Here is a 20,310-nt window from a genome sequence, read left to right as displayed (position 1 = left end):
CACTTTGGCACGAATCCGAGTAGGTATGGCATTTATGCCACTCGCCTCGGGCGGGCTGCCGCATTTCACTGGGGTCATGACGACGACAGAGTTGGATTGGCACTGGTCCACCCGCAGTGGCGGGGCGCTGACCCCGGCTCAGCGGCGGGCGCTGCTGAAGCCGTTGATCCGTGCGCTGCCGGCCGTGGTCGGTGATGCGATCAGAACCCGGCGGGGCCGGCGCGGGCAGGGACGCCTCGACTTCGGCTCGATTCGGTTGCCGGACTCGGCATTGGCCCGCGCCGCCGAGCAGGAGGCGCGAGAGGTGCTGAGCCCGCATGTCCTCGAACACAGTTACCGCACATACTTTTTCGGGAAGGCGCTGGCGGGGATCGATGGGGTGACCGTGGACGATGAACTGGTCTACGTCGCCAGCCTGTTGCACGACCTGAACCTTGAGCATCCCACGCCCGGCCGATGCTTCGCGGTGGCGGGCGGGGAGCGGGCCGCGCAGTTCGTCAGCGCACACGGAGGGGCGGACGAGCGTGCGCAGGCGGTCGGCGCGGCGATCACCGCCCACATCACGCTCGGGGTCAGCGAAAACCTCGCCGATCCTGGCGGATTCGTCTCGGCCGGAGCCGGCACCGACGTTTTCGGCTTGCGCATGTCGGAGTTGTCCGCGCAGTGGGTCGACGACCTCGTGTCCCGGCACCCACGGCTCGATTTCAAACGACATCTGCTCAGGGCCTGGGCGGCCGAGAGCGCGGCGGTGCCGGACGGACGGGCGGCCTGGATGACGCGTTATGCCGCATTTCCTGTGCTCGTAAGGCTCGCGCCGTATTCGGAGTAGCGCGCCGGCCCGTCGTGCGCGGTCCTGCGGTAGGTCCCGGATTGGCGAATTCGGGCCAGTTCGGTCACGATTATCTGAGAACGCAGGTTTCCAGATAAGGAGTGGCGGATATGGGGCCCAGTGCACAGCGCCTGTCTCGCGATGAGATGGACCAGATCGACTCCCGGTTTTTCGCCAGGTCTCTGCTGTCGATGGGCCAGACGATGAGCACCGCGAACGTGATCATGCAGTTGGCCAATCCGGCGGTTGGCTACGGTGTGGCCCGCAGCAAGGTCGAGAACGGCCGCCTCGATCGTCATCCTGTCAAACGAGCCCGCACCACGGCTTCCTACCTGGCCGTCGCGGTGCTCGGGAACGCCGAGGACCGTCGTCGATACCGGCAGGCGGTCAACCGCCAACACGCCCAGGTCCGCTCCGACGGTGACAGTCCGGTGGAGTACAACGCGATGGATCCCGAACTGCAGCTTTGGGTCGCGGCCTGTCTCTACTTCGGCTGGGAAGACATCTATCAACGGGTGCATGGGCCACTCGCCGGTGCCGCGCGCGAGGAGTTCTACCAGCAGGGGAAGGTCTGCGGCACGACGTTGCAGATGCCGGCCGAGATGTGGCCGCCGGACCGTGACGCCTTCGGACGCTACTGGGATGCGCAGGTTGGTAAGGTTCAGATCAGCGATGAAGTGCGCGAGTTTCTGCTCGACATCGCCAACTTCGGGTATGCGCACCCGGTGATCCAGAAGCGGTTCGGGCCGGTCAAGTACCGCCGCACCATCGGTTATCTCCCACCGGTGTTCCGCGAAGCGATGCGGGTGTCGTGGACGGACGAGGACCAGCGATGGTTCGACGAATATGTGGCCCAGCACGTCGTGCGCGAGCGGAAAAAACCACTCTGGCTGTCCCAGTTGGGATTCCGGGTGCTGCTGTGGGACGTCCGCACCCGATGCCGGCTCGGGCGGCCCCTGGTTTGACGCCGCTCAAGGCGCGACCGCCCATCGGGTGTAGATTCGTGATCAGACCGGATGCATCGGCAGGCGAACTGCGACGTTCAGGGTGGACTCTTCCGATGTCGGCGGTCAGCCGGTGATTAACGATCGCCTGCTATCCAATACCAGTGCGGTAGTCCCGTACCTCTCAAGGACACTCTTCATGGAATCGTCCGAACTGTTTTCGCACCGCGAGCACCAGGAACCCATCCCGGATCCTGACCGCTCGATCGAACCGGAGCTGATCTTCTCGGATCGGCCCATGCCACGCGCAGATGCGCAGTCGTCGTGAACGGGCTCAACGGGACTCGGCGCCTGGCCAGTCCTGTCCGGCTCGCTCTCGCTCACCGGTTGGGCGCCGACATCGACGGAGCGTGGTGGCCGCACACCGCGTCGGTGGCAAACGAACTGCCCGAACTCGTGGGCGTCCTGCACAGATCAATCGGGGAAGTCGTTGATATTCGCGTCAATTGGTCAGCCGCCGAGGGGCAGCTCGATCTGGACTCGATCGTGACCGGCACCCGAGGGCCGACCGGGATGAAGCTGAGCCGGCCACGTCTGATGATGGTCGCGGGACGCGACGCGTGCGTGAAACTCCTTGTCGTACCGTGCAAGACGTCGCCATCTCTCGGTGCGCTGGTGATGCGCTGTGCCGCGGCGATGCCCGTGGAGGAAACCGTGCGGCGTTCACCTGCTTTCGAGACGGCAGATCGCGTCCTGCACGTGGCTCAGATCGAATCCGCACGATGGTTGGGGCCGCTGCCGGGCCCCGCGGAACACGTCCGGGCGAAATGAAAATGGGCCGGTGCGGAATTCATCCGTACCGGCCCACTGTCAGGTCTTGGGGGGATCAGATCGCAGTGACTCCCACTGCCTGGGGGCCCTTGGCTCCCTGGGTGATCTCGAACTCGACGCGCTGGTTCTCTTCGAGCGAGCGGAAACCACCGCCGGTGATTTCGGAGTAGTGGACGAAAACGTCCGGTGCGCCGCCGTCAGGAGCGATGAAGCCGAAGCCCTTTTCGCCGTTGAACCATTTCACAGTTCCCTGTGTCATATTTTTACTTCTCTCATCGGTAAATCCGGACGTACCAAAAACGTCCGCGTCGAGTATGGCACGTGGACACGCTTGGTGCCTAAAAGTATTTGCCCGGGCGAATTTTCGGTGCGCCGGGACCTGCGCACCGACGAGCAGCCGCAGACCGCCCTGCGCCGACCACGATCGTCGCCGAAGCAGTGATGCGACAGCGGATTTCACGGGAGGGCGCGTCACGCGGATGCGTCGTGCTTCTCCTTCTTGCCGAACGGCAGCACGTGCATGATCCCCACGACCACGGTACCGACCACCAGACCGATGACGGCCGATGCGGCCGTGTTGGTCAGCCAGGCCAGCAGGCCGCCGAAGGTACTGCCCGTCGCATGACGTACCGCTTCCTCGGCGTGGTGGACCAGGCCGTAGAGCGTGTGCCAGCCGAGGGTGTCGGTGCCCACCAGCAGGATGTGCCCGCCGACCCAGAGCATCGCGACCGTGCCGATCGTCGAGAGCGCCGAGAGCAGCTTGGGCATTCCGGCGACCAGACCGCGGCCGATCTTCTGCGCCAGCCGTGACGACCGCTGGGCCAGTAGGAGACCGATGTCGTCCATCTTCACGATGCCGGCCACCACGCCGTAGACCACGGCGGTGATCACCAGCGCGACGATCACCAGGATGATCAGTCGTGGCCAGAAACTCTGATCGGCCACCTCGTTCAGCGCGATCACCATGATCTCGGCGGACAGGATGAAGTCCGTGCGGATCGCGCCGGTGATCATGTACTTCTCGGCGTCGCCACCGACCGCGGTGGTCGGCTGGCCTTCGGCGTCGTGTCCGCCGTGGCCGAGGAAGCGGCCCCAGACCTTCTCGGCACCTTCGAAACAGAGGTACGTCGCACCGAGCATCAGGATCGGCGTCAGCAGGAACGGCGCGAACTGACTGAGCAGCAACGCCGCGGGCAGGATGAACAGGATCTTGTTGCGCAGCGAGCCGATCGCGATGCGCTTGATCACCGGCAGCTCACGGTCGGCGGTGATCCCGTGGACGTACTGTGGCGTCACCGCGGTGTCGTCGATCACGACGCCGGCGGCCTTGGCGGTCGCCTTCCCGGTCGCCGCGCCGATGTCGTCGATGGAAGCCGCCGCCAGCCGGGCCAGCGCGGCAATGTCGTCGAGCAAACCGAACAGGCCGGCGCTCACGAAATCATCCCCATGACCGAGAAGGCTACCGGCCGCTACATACCGATGAGTGACTCGATCCAGCCGCGGGCGAAGTACAGGACGAACCCGGCCGCGACGATCCACAGCAGCGGGCTGACCTCACGGGCCTTGCCCGCGGCCGAACGCAGTACCGCCCAGGCCACGAAGCCGACGCCGATGCCGTTGGCGATCGAATAACTGAACGCCATGGTGGCCACCGTAAGCACCACGGGCAGGGCCACCGAGAACTCGGAGAGGTCGATGTGGCGCAGTTGCGACACCATCATGGCGCCGACGATCACCAGGGCCGCGGCCGCGACCTCGGTGGGCACGATGGAGGCCAGCGGGGCGACGAACATGGCGGCAAGGAACAGCGCGCCGGTGATGAGATTGGCGAAACCGGTCCGGGAGCCCTCCTCGATGCCGGCGCCGGATTCGATGAAGACGGTGTTCGACGACGCCGAGGACGAGCCGCCGACGACGGCGCCTGCGCCCTCGACGATCAGTGCCGACTTCAGCCGCGGGAAGTTGCCCTGGGAATCGGACAGCCCGGCCTCGCGGGACAGCCCGGTCATGGTCCCCATGGCGTCGAAGAAGTTGGCGAACACCAACGTGAACACCAGCATGATCGCGGCCAGCGCGCCGATCCGGCTGAAGGCCCCCAGGCTGACGTCGCCGACGAGGGACAGGTCGGGCAGGGCGAACGGTGAGCCGTACAGGGTCGGCACCGACAAGCCCCAACCGCCGTGCTTGTCCTGTGCCGATCCGAGGTGCCAGATCGCCTCGACGATGACGGCCACCACGGTGCCGGTGACGAGGCCGATCAGGATGCCGCCGCGGACTTTGCGGGCCACCAGGATGCCGGTGACCAGCAGGGTGAACACGAAGACGACCGTGGGCACTGTGTTGATCGAGCCGACGCCGCCCGTACCGAGGCCGACCGGGGGAGAGGGCAGACCGGTCGAGCCGACGAATCCGGCGTCGACGAGTCCGATGAACAAGATGAACAACCCGATGCCCGCGGTGATCGCGAGTTTGAGTTGCATGGGCACCGCGTCGAACACCAGGCGGCGGAACCCGCTGGCCGCCAGCGCCACGATGATCAGGCCGTCGATTACCACCAGTCCCATGGCCTCTGGCCAGGTGACCGTGCCCACCACGGTGGTGGCCAGAAAGGAGTTGATGCCCAGACCCGCGGCGAATGCGAACGGCAGCCGCGCGATGATCCCGAACAGGATGGTCATCACGCCGGCCGCCAGGCATGTGGTGGCCGAGACTTGCGCGAACTGCAGCTTGTTGCCCGCGACGTCGGCGGAGCCGGAGAGGACGACCGGGTTCAGCACGATGATGTAGGCCATCGCGATGAAGGTGACCACGCCGCCGCGGATCTCGGAGAGGACCGTGGAACCACGGGTCGAGATCTCGAAGAAGCGATCGACTCGATTCATAAGCGATGAGCCTAAGGCGAGAGCGCTCTGGTTTCCCGGCGTATGGGCGATGTTTGCCGCGCAGTCAATATCCAGTTGCCGAACGGCAACAGCCGCAAGGGGATTGAGCGCCGAAAAATCGTTTGACCTCAACTTGGGTTGAGGTGCCATGCTGCGTACATGACAGTTCGGCACGACCGCTGGGGTGCGGAAAACCGCCCCGAACCTGGGGGTAATCCCCCTGGGGGTGGGCTACGGCGCCGAATAGTTTCGAGTGGCGAAGTGTTTGAGGCCAGCGATATGAGCAGTGGCAGGAGCGGGGGCCATGCCGATGAGCACGGGTATGCACGTGAGCGGTGACGATTGTCTTTCCGAACGGTTCGAGCGCGATGCGTTGCCGTTGGTAGATCAGCTTTTTGCGGCCGCGCGTCGCTATACGCGCAATGTGTCTGACGCCGAAGACCTCGTTCAGGAGACAATGGTCAAGGCGTACAGCAGTTTTCATACGTATCGGGACGGCACGAACATCCGCGCATGGATGTTCCGGATTCTGACGAACACGTGGATCAACTCGTATCGCACCGCGCAGCGGCGACCGCAGGAGGTCTTCGCAGACGAACTCACGGATGCGCAACTCGCGGAGGTCGCGCAGCGATTCCCGCTCGGCGTGGTCTCGGCCGAACTGGCGGCGCTGGAGTCGATGGGTGATGACGACGTGCGTGCGGCGCTGCGGGCGCTGCCGGAATCGCAGGGCGTCGTCGTCTACTACGCGGACGTCGCGGGATTCCGGTACAAGGAGATTGCCGACATCCTGCAGATTCCGGTGGGGACGGTGATGTCGCGGCTGCACCGGGGGCGGCGCGCACTGCGTTCGCGACTGGTCGAAATGGCAGTCGCCCGAGGCTATCTCGACCGTCCGTCGCGCAACGGCACCGCGGCCTAGTCGCTGAACCGGGTTGTCGGGTCCGACGGCTGACAGTGATCGGACAGCAAGTTCCCAGAAATCGAGGCGCGGCTGCAGTCCCGGTCACGGCGGTGTAAAGTTCGTCCCCGCTGTACATAGTTATTCGAACTAATTCGCCGAGCGCCGAAGCGTCATCGCTGTCAGCGGGTTCGGGTAATCGTCGGGAGGTACCGGTGAGTCCTGGTCGGGGTGCTCGTCGTGTGTTGAAACACGCGTGGATTCCAGTGGTTCTGATTGTCGTACTGGCGGTGTCGGGCCTGGTGGTCTCACGGCTGCACCGGATGTTCGGCTCAGAGGATCTCAACGCGAATGCCGGCGCCGGTATCGAGATTGTCCAGTTCAATCCCAAGGTGGTCTTGTACGAGGTGTACGGACCTCCCGGAACTTCCGCCGACATCAGCTATTTCGATCCGGACGCCAAGGTGCACTCGGTCAACGCCCCGTTGCCCTGGTCCGTCACCCTGTCCACCACGTTGCCGACCGTCAGCGCGAACCTGATGGCGCGCAGCGACAGTGAAAGCAGCGGCGACCACATCGGGTGCCGTGTCACCGTCAACGGCATTGTCCGCGAGGAGCAATCCGCCGATGGCGTCAATGCCCAGACCTACTGCCTGGTGAAGTCCGCATGACCACAACCGTCACCCCGCCCGAGTCCACCGGCAAGCCCAAGCGGCCTGCCTTCCCGCACCTGCTCCGCATTCTGGCGTGGCCGATCATCCTGATCTGGATCGCGATCGCGGTCGTGGTGAATGTGATCGCGCCGCAGCTGGAGGTCGTCGGCGAATTGCACGCCGCACCGATGGCGCCCGAGGACGCCCCGTCGATGCAGGCGATGAAGTTGATGGGCGCCAACTTCAAGGAGTTCAACTCCAACAGCACGATCATGGTCGTCATCGAGGGCCAGGAGCCGCTGGGCCCGGACGCGCACAAGTACTACGACGAGATCATCCACAAACTGCAGCAGGATCCCGAGCACATCCAGCACATCCAGGACTTCTGGGGTGACACGCTGACCGCGGCCGGCGCGCAGAGCGCCGACGGCAAAGCGTCGTACGTGATGATCAACCTCGCCGGCGAGCAAGGCATGACGCTCGCAAACGAGGGCGTCGAAGCAGTCCGCAAGGTGATCGAGGAGACGAAGGCTCCGCCCGGGGTGCAGGCGCACGTCGCCGGCCCTGCCGCACTGACCAACGACATGCACGTCATCGGCAACGCGAGCCTGGCCGAGATCACCCTGATCACCCTGGTCGCCATCGCAGCCATGCTGCTGGTGGTCTACCGCTCGATCAGGACCACGCTGATCCAGTTGTTCCTGACGTTCCTGGCACTGCTGACCGCCCGCGGCGTGGTGTCCGTGCTGGCGATGCACGACGTGTTCGGGTTGACCACCTTCGCGGGCAACATCCTGACCATGCTGGCGATCGCCGCTGCCACCGACTACGGCATCTTCATCTTCGGCCGGTACCGCGAAGACCGCGGCATGGGCCTGGACCGGGATGACTCCTACTACGCGACCTTCAAATCGGTCGCGCCCGTCATCGTGGGTTCCGGTCTGACCATCGCCGGAGCGACCTACTGCCTCAGCTTCGCGCGGCTGCCCTACTTCTCCACCATGGGTGCCCCCGTCGCGATCGGCATGGTCGTCGTCGTGGTCATCTCGGTCACGCTCGGCCCGGCGGTGCTCTACCTCGGCAGCCGTGTCGGGCTGTACGAGTCCAAGCGGCCCCCGCAGAGCAAGTTCTGGCGCAAAGTCGGCACCGCGGTCGTGCGTTGGCCCGCACCGATTTTCGTGACGAGCCTGTTCGTCGTGCTGATCGGGGTGGTGGCCATCCCCGGATACAAGCCGGCCTACAACGACCGGTACTACCTGCCCGAGGATGCCCCGGTGAACGTCGGTTTCGCCGCCGCCGACCGGCATTTCTCCCAGGCCAGGATGAACCCCGACATCCTGATGGTCGAGTCCACCCATGACATGCGCAATCCCGCCGACATGCTTGTGCTGAACAAGATTTCGAGCAATGTGATGCACGCCGAAGGCATCGCGATGGTGCAGAGCATCACCCGTCCGCTGGGAATCCCCATCCAGCACAGCTCGATTCCGTTCCAGACCAGTATCTCTGGGCAGACCAGCAACATGAACCTGCCGTTCCAGCGCAAGCAACTGGACGACCAGCTTCGGATGATCGACGCGACCAACACCTCGATCGACATCATGAAGAGGCAATACCAGCTCTCGCTCGAACAGACCCGCCTCACCCAGGACTCCGCGGCAAAGTCGCAGGAGCTGCTCGAGGTCACCAAGAAGATGCGGGACAACATCGCGAACTTCGACGACCAGTTCCGGCCCATGCGTAACTACTTCTACTGGGAACCGCACTGCTTCGACATCCCGATGTGCTCCGCGGCGCGGTCGGTCTTCGACGCCCTCGACGGGATCGACGAGCTGACCGACAAGACTTCATCAGTCCAGGTCAACACCGATCAACTGGCGGACCTGGCACCGAAATTGACTGCGCTGCTTCCGCAGACGATCGCGTCGATGGAAACCAGCCGGGACCTGTCGCTGGCGTCGTACAACTCGCAGAAGGCGCTGATCGACCAGATGCAGGCGATGAACGACACCGCGCTGTCAATGGGTGCGGCCTTCGACGACGCCAAGAACGACGACCTGTTCTATCTGCCCCCGGAAGCCTTCACCAACCCCGATTTCGAGCGTGGCCTCAAGATGTTCCTGTCGCCGGACGGTAAGTCCGCCCGCATGTTCATCACCCATCAGACCGACCCGGCGACGGTGGACGGGATCGCCCGAGTCGAGTCCGAGCGCAAGGCCGCGCAGGAGGCCCTGAAGATGTCGTCGCTGTCGGACGCCAAGATCTATCTCGGCGGTGTCGCGGCGACCTACAAGGACATGTCCGACGGCGCCCGCTACGACCTGATGATCGCGGTGGTGTCGGCACTGACGCTGATTTTCATGATCATGCTCATTCTGACGCGCAGTGCGGTGGCCGCGTTGGTCATCGTGCTGACGGCCGGTAGTTCGATCGCCGCGTCGTTCGGCATCTCGGTGTTGTTGTGGCAGGACCTGTTCGGGATGCCAGTGCACTGGCTGGTCATGCTGATGTCGGTGATCATCCTGCTGGCGGTCGGATCGGACTACAACCTGCTGCTGGTATCCCGGTTCCAGGACGAGATCCACGCGGGCCTGAAGACCGGCATCATCCGGTCCATGGCCGGTACCGGTGGCGTGGTCACCTCGGCCGGGCTGGTGTTCGCGGCGACGATGGCCGGCATGATGGCGAGCAATCTGATTGTGCTGGCGCAGATGGGCTCGACCATCGCGATCGGCCTGCTGATCGACACCTTCATCGTGCGGTCACTACTGATGCCGTCGATCGCGACCCTGCTGGGCCGGTGGTTCTGGTGGCCGCAGGTGGTTTATCCACGTGGGGACAACCACTTCCGGAAGCCGGCTCCGCGACGGGTGCCTCGTGCGGATGACGACGACACCGCGGCCATTCCGGTGCCTACGAGCTGAACCCGGTGGGTTACGCCGAGGATTGCTGCTCGATAGTGACTGAGATCCTCGACATAGACCATGTCTGAACAATGTGAATGATGTTGTGGCAGAAGCACGCCCTATTGGCGGGCCTTCCACTGCCGGTAGGCCTCGGGCAGGCAGACCGCGCAGGGGCGGTAGCCCGCCGATATGGCGGTCTGCGTGTCGGCGAAGAACACGCGGTGGCCGACATAGCCGCCCGAGGCGATGGCGCGCAATGCCGACGGACAGTCGAGCCGGCCGTAGATCTTGCTGCGGCGGTGTCCCCCGACGGTTCCCGGGGCGCTGCCGAGGTACGGCCGGCCGTCGGCGCCGGTCAGGGTGTACGGGCTCACGCCGCGTCGTGGAAGACCAGGCCCAGGGTGTACCTGGTCCCGGAGCGGACGGTGGAGACACCGTGCCGGATGGGTGCCGCAGACCAGCCCCGCGCCGACTTGGTCGGTCGGTCGCGCGTGGTGAACACCAACCCGTGCCCGTGGGGGATGACGGTGGCGGTACCACGCGATTGCGCACGGGCTCGTTGCTCGTAGAGCAGGAACTCGCCGCCGGTGTAGTCGACGTCCGGGTCGGTCAGGTTGACCACGACCTGCAGCGGGAAGACCAACTCGCCGTAGAGATCGCGGTGCAGCGCATTCCAGTCCCCGGCAACGTATTTCAGCAGGATCGCCGTCGTCTTGGTCTGACCGGCCGCGTGACACATGTGTAGCCAGTCGTCGAGGTCGTCCGGCCACGGTGCCTCCCGGCCGAGCCGTGCCCACCACGTGCGGGCGATCGGCAGCAGGCGTGGATACAGGGCCTTCTTCAAAGCGGTCACGGCCGGCGGGTAGGGCTGCCGGAAGTAGCGGTACTGGCCCTCGCCGAACCGGTAGCGGGCCATGTCGATCGTCGAGCGGAACCGGGACACGTCGGAGTAGAGCGCGACGATGTCGTCGGCGTCCGCCGGGGTCAGGAGTGGCCCCGTCAACGCACACCCCGTGGTGTCGAGTTCGTCGCCGACTGCACTCCAGTCGGTGGTGTCGACGCGCCGCTGCCACGAGTTCGTGCCGCTCATGCGGCGGCCTCCAGGTCGAGCAGCAGGCGCTTGGCCTCCGCGCCGCCGAGGTAACCGCCCATCGCGCCGTCGCTACGGACCACGCGGTGGCACGGAACGACAACGGGCAGCGGGTTTTTCGCGCAGGCCGTGCCTACGGCGCGTACCGCTCGCGGGCTACCGGCCATGGCTGCGACCCGGGCGTAGCTGGCGGTCTGCCCGTAGTCGATCTCGGGCAGGTGATGCAGCACCGTGCTGCGGAATCCGGCAGCGAGGCGCCAGTCCAGCGGGACGTCGAAGCTGCGTCGCGTCCGGGCGAAGTACTCGTCGAGTTCACGGGCCGCGGTGTCGAGGCGGGCGGGTGCGTGCAGGATGCGCGGGCTCACCTGATCGGAGAGGTGCTGCAGAACACTGTCGTGGTCTTCGAGGGCGTAGGCGACGCGGACCAGGCCCTGCTCGGTGGCTGCCAGCAGCAGCGGCCCGACGGGGCTGTCGACGGTGCGGTAGGCGATGTCGAGAAGACCCTCTCGCTCGGCAGCGGCCGAGAGCCGGTTGTGCAGGTCGGCCAGCTTGCCGGGGCCGGGTTGGGTGATCCGGGTCAGGTCGGTGACGATGTCGTCGTTACTCATTGGTCTCTCCCTTCCTGGGGACGTCGACCTCGGTGAGTTCGCCGAGGTAGGTGCGTCGTAACGTGGCGATGCCGTCGCTGGAGGCGCGGCGTGCGGCCGCGGCGCTGCCGCCGAGGATCTCGGCGATTTCGTTGTAGGGCAGTCCCGCCAGGTAGTGGTAGGCGACGGCGTGTTTCTGTTTGTGCGGAAGTTGGTCCACCGCGGCGGCCAGGTCGTCGAAGTTCTCGGCGTTGTGCGGGACCGCTGCTTCGGGGACGACGTCGGTCGGTACGGGCCGGCGTGTCCGGGTCCGGGTGATGTCGACCGATTTGTGGTGGGCGACGGTGACCAGCCAGGCCTCGAAATTGGTATCGGCCGGAAGGCCGGGGTAGGCCTTCAGTGCCGCCAGGAACGTCTCGGACCACGCGTCGTCCGCGTCGTGCGTGCCGACGATGGCGCAGCAGACCCGAAAGACGGTGGAGCCGTGGTCGCGAACCACGGTCTCGAACGGCGGTTTGGCTTTCACACCCTGTAGACGCTCCGTGATCGAGGTTTGTGAGGTGTCCATCGTGGGTGAGATCCGCCCGCCGCGTCGAGGGCCGATCGGGATCGATCACGTGTCAGTGCAAAACTGACCGGTCTATGAGCTACTTCGGTGAGCTTCGTACCAACTGGCAACCGCTGGCGGCCGCGACTGTCGGTCTCAGTGCCGGGCTGAGCCTGAGCGCCTACACGAACGCGGCGATGGGGCCGCAGTTCCTCGCGGCCTTCGGATGGAGCCGCTCGGACTTCGCGCTGACCGGTGCGATCACGCTGCTCACCTTCGTGTTCCTGCCGATCTACGGCCGTCTCGCCGACCTCTTCGGGGTTCGGCGGATCGCATCCGTCGGTGTCGTCGGGCTGCCCGCATGCTGGATCGCCTACGCGCTGATGTCCGGACCCATCTGGCAGTACTTCGCCATCAACGTCGTCCTCATCGCTTTCGGCGTGACCACGACCCCGGCGATCTACAGCCGTCTGGTCGCAACCCGTTTCCGAACCGCCCGGGGCCTGGCCCTGGCCATCGCGATCTCCGGCCCGCCACTACTCGGCGCGATCGGCGTCCCGGCGCTCGATGTTGTCAATCGCACCTACGGCTGGCGGGCCGGATGTCTGGCCATCGCGGCGACCATCGCGGTGATCGGCATCGTCGCGCTGCTCCTCGTGCCCCGATGCGACGGCGATTCAGCGCAGGCAGCGGGAGAGCGCAAGGCCGGCAAGGATTACCGAGCGATTGCCCGCAGCAGGGTGTTCTGGATCCTGTTGGTGGGAGTGTTGCTGTGCAACCTGTATCACTCGGTCACCACCACCCAACTCGGGATCATGCTGGGTGACGCCGGGGCCGGCGGGCGCGTTGCGGTGCTCGTCACGGTGTTCGCCACTGCCGTCATCGTCGGCCGGTTCGTCTGCGGGGTGGCTCTCGACCGGTTGCCCGCACAGGTGGTCGCCGCGGTGGCGATGGCGTTACCGGGTCTCGGTTGCCTGCTCATCGCGTCGCCATGGGACCACATCGGAGTCCTCACGGTCGCCGTGTGCTGTCTCGGTGCGGCCTGGGGAGCGGAGGGTGACGTCATCGCCTACCTGGTGGCGCGGCACTTCGATCTGGGGGTGTACAGCACGGTGCTCAGCATCCTGTCGGCGGTCATCGGGGTCTCCTCGGCGCTGGGCGCGGTCGTGCTGAGCCGGATGCTCGCCGCCAGCAACAGCTTTGACGGGTTCCTGGTCGTGGCCGGCACCGCGGCCTTCATCGGCGGGGCGTTGCTGCTGTTGTTGCGCAAGCGCGACATCATATTTACAAATGAGTCGAGAAGTGTCACGGTGTCCTGATGGACTTCTCTCATGTCGAGCTCTCCGAGGAGGACCTGGCCTTCCGCGACGAGTTGCGGGCGTTCCTGGCCCGGGTCGTCACCGACGAGGTGATCGAGCGTGACCGCCAGACCGGCGAGAATTTCGACGAGACAGTGCATCTGGCCCTGGGCGAGGCCGGGTACCTGGCCGGCGATTACCAGGCCGAGACCGACGGGGGATTCAGCGCGGTGCGGCGCCGGATCTGGGAACTGGAGGTCGGCCGGGCCCATACGCCTTGGTTCCACTGGGGAACCACCGCGATGGTCGCGCACACGGTGGAGAAGTTCGCCTCGGCAGAGCTTCTCGACGAGGTGCTGCCGGGCGTCTTGGACGGAAGCCTGCGGCTGTGCCTCGGTTACACCGAACCAGAGGGCGGGTCCGACGTCGCGACCTGCAAGACCCGCGCGGTGCGGGACGGCGACAGCTGGGTGATCAACGGCTCCAAGATGTTCACCTCGAATGCGCACAACGCCCAGTACGTGTTCCTGTTGACCAACACCGACCCGGCCGCGCCCAAGCACAAGAGCCTGACGATGTTCCTGGTGCCACTCGATTCCGCAGGCGTCGAGATCCAGCCGCTGCGCACCGTCGACGGAGACCGCACCAACATCACCTACTACAGCGATGTCCGGGTCGGCGACCGGTACCGCGTCGGTGAGGTCAACGGCGGATGGACGGTGCTGCGGGGTGCCCTCGAACTCGAGCACGGCACGTTCGAACGCGAGACCCGCGGCCTGCAGAAGCTCGCCACCATGACCGAGCACATCAACTTGATGGCCGAAGCGGTCGACCGCGTGGCGGCCGTCGCCCCTGGCGACGCCGCGACCCGCTATCGGCTGGGTCGGGGCATCGCCCGGCTGGAAGCCGCGATGAGCAGCCCCGACATGTACGGTCGCGTGGCGATTGCCCAGACCATGCGCGAGGTGTCCCCGGATCTCATGGACATCGTCGGATCGGCGGGCGCATTGCCCGTCGGGACGCCCGGCGCGGCCGCCGACGGCGCCGCCGAGTACATCTTCCGGCTGGCCGGACCGACCGGCATCTACGGCGGCACCCTTGAGGTGTTCCGCAACATGATCGCGCAGCAGGCACTCGGGTTGGGCCGGCCGAACTACTCACCGGCAAAGTGAACACAGCCCCGTCGGTAGTGTGGCCGGGTGCATCCATTGGACAAGGCCCTGGAGCTCGAGCAGGCCGGTGACGGTCGGTGGCGCGGGCGGACTGTTCCGGAGTGGGCCAACATGGTCGGCCCGTTCGGCGGCATCACCGCCGCCACCCTGGTGCGGGCGGTAGAGCTGCATCCGCAACGTCACGGTCAGCCCATCGCCCTGACGGTGAACTACGTGGCGCCGATCGCCGACGGCGAGTTCGACATCGTGACGCGGGCCGTCAAGACCAACCGGTCCAACCAGCACTGGATCGTCGAACTCAGCCAGGACGGCGAGGTCAAGACCACCGCCACCGCGGTGTTCGGACTGCGGCGGCAAGGGTGGTCGGACACCGAGATCAGCGCACCGCCCGCCCCGGCACCCGAGGACATCAAGCCGTCGGTCCCACCGTTCGGGGTGGTGTGGTTCGACAACTACGACATGCGGTTCGTCGACGGAGGGATGCCCGATCCCGGCAATGAACCCGTCGCGTCGGCCAGTTCCACCACGACCCTGTGGGTGCGCAACAAGCCCTCCAGGCCAATGGATTTCGCTGCATTGGCTTCGGTGAGCGACATCTTCTATCCGCGCGTTTTCCTGCGCCACGGCCAGTTCGTACCGGCCGGCACGGTGTCGATCTCCGTGTATTTCCACGCCGACGAAGAGCAACTCGCGGCTCAGGGTGACGATTTCGTGCTGGGAACTGCACGGGCACACCGGTATTCCGGCGGATACTTCGACCAGACCGCGCACCTGTTCGGCCGTACCGGTGCATTGCTGGCCACCAGTCACCAGTTCGTCTACTTCAAGGCCTGAGATCGTCGGGAGCCGACTGCAGGGCGATCCACGCGCTCACCCGGGTCTGCGGATCATCGAGCTTGCCGGGCAGTGCCGCCTCGATGGCAGCGAGACGGTTGCGTACGGTGTTGCGGTGCAAGCCGAGCTCCTCGGCGACTTTCAGGCGCGATCCGTGGTGGCGCAGGAAGCACCGCAAGATCTCCAGTTGCTCGGAATCGAGCCCGTGCAACCAGGATTCGGCGAACGCCGCGGCCTTGTCGGGGTCGATCAGACCGAGGGGACCATTGTCGATCACCTGGTCCCACACCACCACCCCCGACACCTCGGTGGCCTGGGCGAGCGCCAGACCGGCCGTGCGGTAACCGGTTGCGCCGTCGCCGGGCGCCACCGCATTCCCGACGCCGACATGTAGTCCGTCCTGGGCGAGCTGCGAGCCCGTCGCTTCGGCCTGCGCGGGTTCGACGACCGCGCACAGCTCGCCGGCATACACCCCGGCCAGGAGGCCGCGCCGGTCCAGGGCAGCGGCCGCGTTCTCGATCGCGGATTCGTCTCCGGTGGCCCGGAGGAAGCGGATGTGCCTCGGCAACTCGGCCGCGGGCTGGTCCACCTCCAGCACCAATTGTGCCGTGCGGTCATCGCTTTCGGCGAGCAACTCCAGTGCTCGGCTGCGCAGGTGCTGGCGGGTCGTGGCGCGGCTGCGGTCCTGTTCGTCGATGAGTCCCAGCAGGGCCACTGCGGTCGTCACGGCCTGGCGCTGTCCCTCCGACGCCCGGTCTGGCACCAGGGCCGCCAGGTAGGCCGATGCCCGGCCGCGCAGCCCGATGGGGTGGACCGATACGGAGAGCGTCGGATTGGACTGCGCCGCAGCCGAACGCAATCCGTGGGCCCGCAACCGTTTGACGTCCCGGGCGACCTCGTCGAGCGGAAACTCGTTGCGACGGGCGCCAACCGGGCCTGTCACGACCCGGCCGTCGGGATTCATCAGGCATGCCGCGCCGTCGAGCGCCGCGGCCAGTGCGGTGATGACCGCAACGACAGGCTCGGGTTTGGCCGCTGCCGAGATCAGCTTGCGTTGTATCCGGAGCGACTCGCGCGTCGCGGTCGACTCCTGTTCCTCGAGCAGATGCGCGACGTGCCGACTGATCGCGACGAAGGTGGTGCGGCGCGGCACCTCGAACAGATTCACCCGGCGGCTTCGGCAGGCGGCTGCCAGCTCGGCCGGAGTCTCGGCGTGGGTGAGACCCACGGCGAACCCGACCGCGGCCACCCCGGCGTCGGCGAGCCTGCGTACGTAGCTGTCCCACTGGTCGTGCCAGTCGCCGGTTTCCAGACCCGTGGTCAGCAGGATCTCCCCGCCCTCCAGGAATGGCCCAGGATCGGCGAGTTCACTCGTGGCCACCCAGCGGACCGGGGCGTCGCGGCGGCAGATCTCGACGGCGAGCAACCCGAGGGAGCTCACATCCAGGACATCGCCGACCAGAACCATGGGTGCCAGTTTTGCACATTTCCGACTGTCTATTTGTGCAGTTCTGACCTGCCGGCGACATCCGCGGTTCCTTAGCGTGAGGACAACCAACCGCCAGCAGCAGGAGGAACACGTGACCATCGCTGAGATCGCGGGTGCGGCCGTCACCCAGGAACGCCGGCTCGTCACCGCCCTTCCCGGCCCGATCTCGCAGGAGATGCAGGCGCGGAAGACCGCTGCGGTGGCTGGTGGGGTCGGAACCACCCTGCCCGTCTACGTGGTCGCAGCCGGCGGCGGAATCCTCGTGGACGCCGATGGCAACCAGCTCATCGACTTCGGCTCCGGCATCGCCGTGACCACGGTGGGCAACAGCGCACCGGCAGTCGTCGAGGCGGTCACCGAGCAGGTCGCCGCGTTCACCCACACCTGCTTCATGGTGACGCCGTACGAGGGCTACGTGCGGGTGGCCGAGGAGCTCAACCGGCTCACCCCCGGTGACCACGAGAAGCGCAGCGTGCTGTTCAACTCGGGCGCCGAAGCCGTCGAGAACGCCGTCAAGATCGCTCGCGCCCACACCCGCAGGCAGGCCGTCGTGGTGTTCGACCACGCCTACCACGGCCGCACCAACCTCACCATGGCGATGACCGCGAAAAACCAGCCGTACAAGAACGGTTTCGGTCCGTTCGCCGGTGAGGTGTACCGGGTACCGACGTCGTTCCCGTTCCGTGACGGCGAGACCGACGGTGCGGTTGCGGCCGCCCGGGCCCTCGACCTGATCGACAAGCAGGTCGGCGCCGACAACGTCGCCGCCGTGGTGATCGAACCCATTCAGGGCGAGGGCGGGTTCATCGTTCCCGCACCGGGATTCCTGCGCGCACTGCAGAACTGGTGTACCGAGGCCGGCGCGGTGTTCGTCGCTGACGAGGTGCAGTCGGGCTTCGCTCGCACCGGTGCGATGTTCGCCGTCGAACACGACGACGTCGTGCCCGACCTGATCGTCACCGCCAAGGGCATCGCGGGTGGCCTGCCGCTGTCTGCGGTCACCGGCCGCGCCGAGATCATGGACGCGCCGCACGCCGGCGGCCTCGGCGGTACCTACGGTGGCAACCCGATCGCGTGCGCCGCTGCCCTCGCCGTCATCGACACCATCGTGCGTGACGGACTGCTGGGCCGCGCCGTGGAGATCGAGAAGACCATGATCGGCCGCCTCAATGCGATCGCCGCCGAGGATTCAAGGATCGGCGAGGTCCGCGGCCGCGGCGCCATGATCGCCGTCGAACTGGTCAAGGCGGGCACCACGGAGCCCGACGCCGACCTGGCCAAGCAGGTCTCTGCCGCCGCACACGCCCAGGGCCTGGTGGTGCTGACCTGCGGGACCTATGGCAACGTGCTGCGGTTCCTGCCGCCGCTGTCGATGCCCGATCACCTGCTCGAGGAGGGGCTGGACATCCTGGCCGCCATCTTCGCCGAGACCCGCTGACCGCCGGTCCGGTCCGACCTCTGGGAGACGCTGTGAACACGCAGAACGCGATCGCCGAACTCGATGCCAAGCACGGCATGCTCGTCGACGGACAAGCCCGCGGTGCCGCCTCGACATTCGAGGTGTACGACCCGGCCACCGGCCTGCCCATCGCCGAGGTGGCCGACGGCACGGTGGCCGACGCCCGCGCGGCCGTCGACGCCGCCCACCGGGCCTTCGTTGACTGGGCCAGGACCAGCCCGCGGCGGCGCAGCGACATCCTGCGCCGGGTGTTCGACCTGATGGTCGCCGACACCGAGCGGCTGGCGGCGCTGATCTGTGCCGAGAACGGCAAATCGCCGGCCGATGCCCGCGCCGAGGTGGGCTATGCCGCCGAGTTCTTCCGCTGGTTCTCCGAGGAGGCGGTGCGGTCCGACGGTGCTTACGGTGTCAGCCCTGCCGGCGGAACCCGGACGATGGTCACCCACAAGCCGGTCGGGGTCGCCGCACTGGTGACGCCGTGGAACTTCCCGGCGGCGATGGCGACCCGCAAGATCGCACCGGCATTGGCTGCGGGCTGCACCGTGGTCCTCAAGCCGGCGGCCGAGACACCGTTGACGGCACTCGCGATCGCCGGAATCCTCTCGGCAGCCGGCGTTCCCGATGGTGTGGTCAACATGGTGCCGACCACCGACGCCGCAGCTGTGGTCGAGAGCTGGTTGAGTGATGACCGGGTCCGCAAGGTGTCGTTCACGGGTTCCACCGGTGTCGGTCGCGTGCTGCTCAAGCAGGCTGCCGACCGGATCGTCAACGCCAGCATGGAACTCGGCGGCAATGCCCCGTTCGTCGTCACCGCCGACGCCGATGTCGAGGCGGCCATCGCAGGCGCCATGGTGGCCAAGTTCCGGGGCGGGGGTCAGGCCTGCACCGCGGCCAACCGGTTCTATGTGCACGCTTCGGTCGTCGACGAGTTCGTCGCCGGGTTCGGGGCCGAGATCGCGGCACTGCGGGTCGGGCCGGCGTCGGACCCGGCCTCACAGATCGGTCCGCTGGTGAGCGAGCGCGCAGCGCAGCGGGTGGCGGCCGCGGTCGATGCCGCGGTGGCCGACGGTGCCGTGATTGCCGCGCAGGCCGCCGCGCCGGCCGACGGCTGGTTCGTCGCTCCCACGCTGCTGACCGGCGTCGCCCCGGACGCCGCGATCCTGGCCGACGAGATCTTCGGACCTGTCGCCCCGGTGGTGGTGTGGGAGGACGAGGATGACCTCCTCCGGTGGGTCAACGACACCGAATACGGTTTGGCTGCTTATGTTTACGCAGGCCGACTGCAGGACGCGGTGCGACTCGCGGAATCCTTCGACGCCGGCATGGTGGGCATCAACCGGGGCATCGTGTCTGACCCGTCGACCCCATTCGGCGGGATGAAGCAGAGCGGGCTCGGTCGCGAAGGTGCACGAGTTGGTCTGCACGAGTTCCAGGAGACGCAGTACTTCAGCGTCGCTTTCGACTGAGCGGTCGCTCAGAACGGCGCTGAGTGCTGCATCAGGCTCAACATCAGCACGACCATGCACAACAGTGAACTGAACATGATCAGCCCCATGACGATGATCACGAACCAGGACGCGCAGCGTTGCTTGCCGCGCGCCAACTTCGCGATCCGCTCGTCGTGCATGAGTTCATCTGCGACAACGGCGAATTCGACGCCTGCCAGTTCAGTGTCGGCGGCCGGTGCGCCGCAGGATATCTCGCGGAGGCGCGCGGCGGCGATGCCTACCCCCACCCCGGCGAACCGCCGACTCATCTGACGTGCCTGTCTGCGGCTGAGACGGTGATCGAGCGCATCTATCGAATGCGGCCACTGTCCCCATCCGCCATGAGCGTTCGACGGGGTCGTCATAACCTACCGAGTCTACGAGCGCACCTGGCTGCCAGG

Annotated in this window: 21 protein-coding genes; 12 read left to right on the top strand and 9 right to left on the bottom strand. The window is 66.3% G+C overall.

The window, feature by feature from the left end; all coding sequences use genetic code 11:
* Positions 1–25 precede the first annotated feature (25 nt).
* From ACNQR1_RS34060 to ACNQR1_RS34045, 4 genes are all read left to right on the top strand, one after another.
* Entirely contained in the window at positions 26–829 is an 804-nt protein-coding gene (locus ACNQR1_RS34060; RefSeq protein WP_418049913.1) for an HD domain-containing protein, read from the top strand.
* 110 nt (positions 830–939) lie between these two features.
* A complete protein-coding gene (locus ACNQR1_RS34055; RefSeq protein WP_418049912.1) occupies positions 940–1,794 on the top strand; it encodes an oxygenase MpaB family protein in 855 nt (284 codons plus the stop codon).
* 178 nt (positions 1,795–1,972) lie between these two features.
* The gene (locus ACNQR1_RS34050) at positions 1,973–2,101 is read left to right on the top strand and encodes a hypothetical protein (protein WP_418049911.1); all 129 of its coding nucleotides are present in this window, start codon (positions 1,973–1,975) and stop codon (positions 2,099–2,101) included.
* The gene (locus tag ACNQR1_RS34045; protein ID WP_418049910.1) at positions 2,098–2,604 is read left to right on the top strand and encodes a DUF5994 family protein; all 507 of its coding nucleotides are present in this window, start codon (positions 2,098–2,100) and stop codon (positions 2,602–2,604) included. Before ACNQR1_RS34050 ends, ACNQR1_RS34045 begins: the two co-directional genes overlap by 4 nt.
* Positions 2,605–2,659: 55 nt before the next feature.
* Here ACNQR1_RS34045 and ACNQR1_RS34040 read toward each other — a convergent pair whose 3' ends face one another.
* The 3 genes from ACNQR1_RS34040 to ACNQR1_RS34030 form a co-directional block, all read right to left on the bottom strand.
* Entirely contained in the window at positions 2,660–2,863 is a 204-nt protein-coding gene (locus tag ACNQR1_RS34040; protein ID WP_418049909.1) for a cold-shock protein, read from the bottom strand.
* A gap of 212 nt (positions 2,864–3,075) precedes the next feature.
* Entirely contained in the window at positions 3,076–4,038 is a 963-nt protein-coding gene (locus ACNQR1_RS34035; RefSeq protein WP_418049908.1) for a DUF808 domain-containing protein, read from the bottom strand.
* 35 nt (positions 4,039–4,073) lie between these two features.
* Positions 4,074–5,486, bottom strand: coding sequence for an NCS2 family permease (locus ACNQR1_RS34030; RefSeq protein ID WP_418049907.1), 1,413 nt, complete (start codon positions 5,484–5,486; stop codon positions 4,074–4,076).
* Between the two features lie 304 nt (positions 5,487–5,790).
* On the opposite strand from ACNQR1_RS34030, the gene ACNQR1_RS34025 reads away from it, so the two are divergent.
* From ACNQR1_RS34025 to ACNQR1_RS34015, 3 genes are all read left to right on the top strand, one after another.
* Positions 5,791–6,408: a sigma-70 family RNA polymerase sigma factor gene (locus ACNQR1_RS34025; RefSeq protein WP_418049906.1), complete on the top strand. Its 618-nt coding sequence runs from the start codon at positions 5,791–5,793 to the stop codon at positions 6,406–6,408.
* 221 nt (positions 6,409–6,629) lie between these two features.
* On the top strand, positions 6,630–7,058 hold the full coding sequence (locus ACNQR1_RS34020; RefSeq protein WP_418049905.1) for an MmpS family transport accessory protein: 429 nt from the start codon (positions 6,630–6,632) through the stop codon (positions 7,056–7,058).
* On the top strand, positions 7,055–9,964 hold the full coding sequence (locus ACNQR1_RS34015; RefSeq protein ID WP_418049904.1) for an RND family transporter: 2,910 nt from the start codon (positions 7,055–7,057) through the stop codon (positions 9,962–9,964). Before ACNQR1_RS34020 ends, ACNQR1_RS34015 begins: the two co-directional genes overlap by 4 nt.
* A 101-nt stretch (positions 9,965–10,065) precedes the next feature.
* Here the strand turns inward: ACNQR1_RS34015 and ACNQR1_RS34010 are convergent, their stop codons facing one another.
* From ACNQR1_RS34010 to ACNQR1_RS33995, 4 genes are read right to left on the bottom strand one after another with little or no spacing between them, the layout of a single operon-like run.
* Complete coding sequence (locus ACNQR1_RS34010; RefSeq protein WP_418049903.1) at positions 10,066–10,320, bottom strand: Ada metal-binding domain-containing protein; 255 nt, start codon at positions 10,318–10,320, stop codon at positions 10,066–10,068.
* A complete protein-coding gene (locus ACNQR1_RS34005) occupies positions 10,317–11,036 on the bottom strand; it encodes a 2OG-Fe(II) oxygenase (RefSeq protein WP_418049902.1) in 720 nt (239 codons plus the stop codon). The genes ACNQR1_RS34010 and ACNQR1_RS34005 overlap by 4 nt, the downstream gene beginning before the upstream one ends.
* Positions 11,033–11,644, bottom strand: coding sequence for a methylated-DNA--[protein]-cysteine S-methyltransferase (locus tag ACNQR1_RS34000; RefSeq protein ID WP_418049901.1), 612 nt, complete (start codon positions 11,642–11,644; stop codon positions 11,033–11,035). The genes ACNQR1_RS34005 and ACNQR1_RS34000 overlap by 4 nt, the downstream gene beginning before the upstream one ends.
* On the bottom strand, positions 11,637–12,191 hold the full coding sequence (locus ACNQR1_RS33995; RefSeq protein WP_418049900.1) for an RNA polymerase sigma factor: 555 nt from the start codon (positions 12,189–12,191) through the stop codon (positions 11,637–11,639). The genes ACNQR1_RS34000 and ACNQR1_RS33995 overlap by 8 nt, the downstream gene beginning before the upstream one ends.
* A 74-nt stretch (positions 12,192–12,265) precedes the next feature.
* Between ACNQR1_RS33995 and ACNQR1_RS33990 the strand changes: the two genes are divergently transcribed.
* From ACNQR1_RS33990 to ACNQR1_RS33980, 3 genes are read left to right on the top strand one after another with little or no spacing between them, the layout of a single operon-like run.
* On the top strand, positions 12,266–13,489 hold the full coding sequence (locus ACNQR1_RS33990) for an MFS transporter (protein WP_418049899.1): 1,224 nt from the start codon (positions 12,266–12,268) through the stop codon (positions 13,487–13,489).
* On the top strand, positions 13,489–14,640 hold the full coding sequence (locus ACNQR1_RS33985) for an acyl-CoA dehydrogenase family protein (protein ID WP_418049898.1): 1,152 nt from the start codon (positions 13,489–13,491) through the stop codon (positions 14,638–14,640). Before ACNQR1_RS33990 ends, ACNQR1_RS33985 begins: the two co-directional genes overlap by 1 nt.
* 27 nt (positions 14,641–14,667) lie before the next feature.
* Positions 14,668–15,474, top strand: a complete 807-nt coding sequence (locus ACNQR1_RS33980; RefSeq protein ID WP_418049897.1) for an acyl-CoA thioesterase — start codon at positions 14,668–14,670, stop codon at positions 15,472–15,474.
* Here ACNQR1_RS33980 and ACNQR1_RS33975 read toward each other — a convergent pair.
* Complete coding sequence (locus ACNQR1_RS33975; RefSeq protein ID WP_418049896.1) at positions 15,464–16,942, bottom strand: PucR family transcriptional regulator; 1,479 nt, start codon at positions 16,940–16,942, stop codon at positions 15,464–15,466. The genes ACNQR1_RS33980 and ACNQR1_RS33975 overlap by 11 nt on opposite strands.
* Before the next feature lie 112 nt (positions 16,943–17,054).
* Here ACNQR1_RS33975 and gabT point away from each other — a divergent pair, with 112 nt between their 5' ends.
* Positions 17,055–18,401, top strand: coding sequence for a 4-aminobutyrate--2-oxoglutarate transaminase (gene gabT, locus ACNQR1_RS33970; RefSeq protein ID WP_418049895.1), 1,347 nt, complete (start codon positions 17,055–17,057; stop codon positions 18,399–18,401).
* 32 nt (positions 18,402–18,433) lie between these two features.
* Positions 18,434–19,888, top strand: coding sequence for an NAD-dependent succinate-semialdehyde dehydrogenase (locus tag ACNQR1_RS33965; protein WP_418049894.1), 1,455 nt, complete (start codon positions 18,434–18,436; stop codon positions 19,886–19,888).
* Between the two features lie 8 nt (positions 19,889–19,896).
* Here ACNQR1_RS33965 and ACNQR1_RS33960 read toward each other — a convergent pair whose 3' ends face one another.
* Positions 19,897–20,178: a hypothetical protein gene (locus ACNQR1_RS33960; protein WP_418049893.1), complete on the bottom strand. Its 282-nt coding sequence runs from the start codon at positions 20,176–20,178 to the stop codon at positions 19,897–19,899.
* Between the last annotated feature and the right edge of the window lie 132 nt (positions 20,179–20,310).

Origin of the sequence: Mycobacterium sp. 48b (genome assembly GCF_048282725.1) — a bacterium.
Classification (GTDB): Bacteria; Actinomycetota; Actinomycetes; order Mycobacteriales; family Mycobacteriaceae; genus Mycobacterium.
This window is presented reverse-complemented; position numbering and strand designations above follow the sequence as displayed.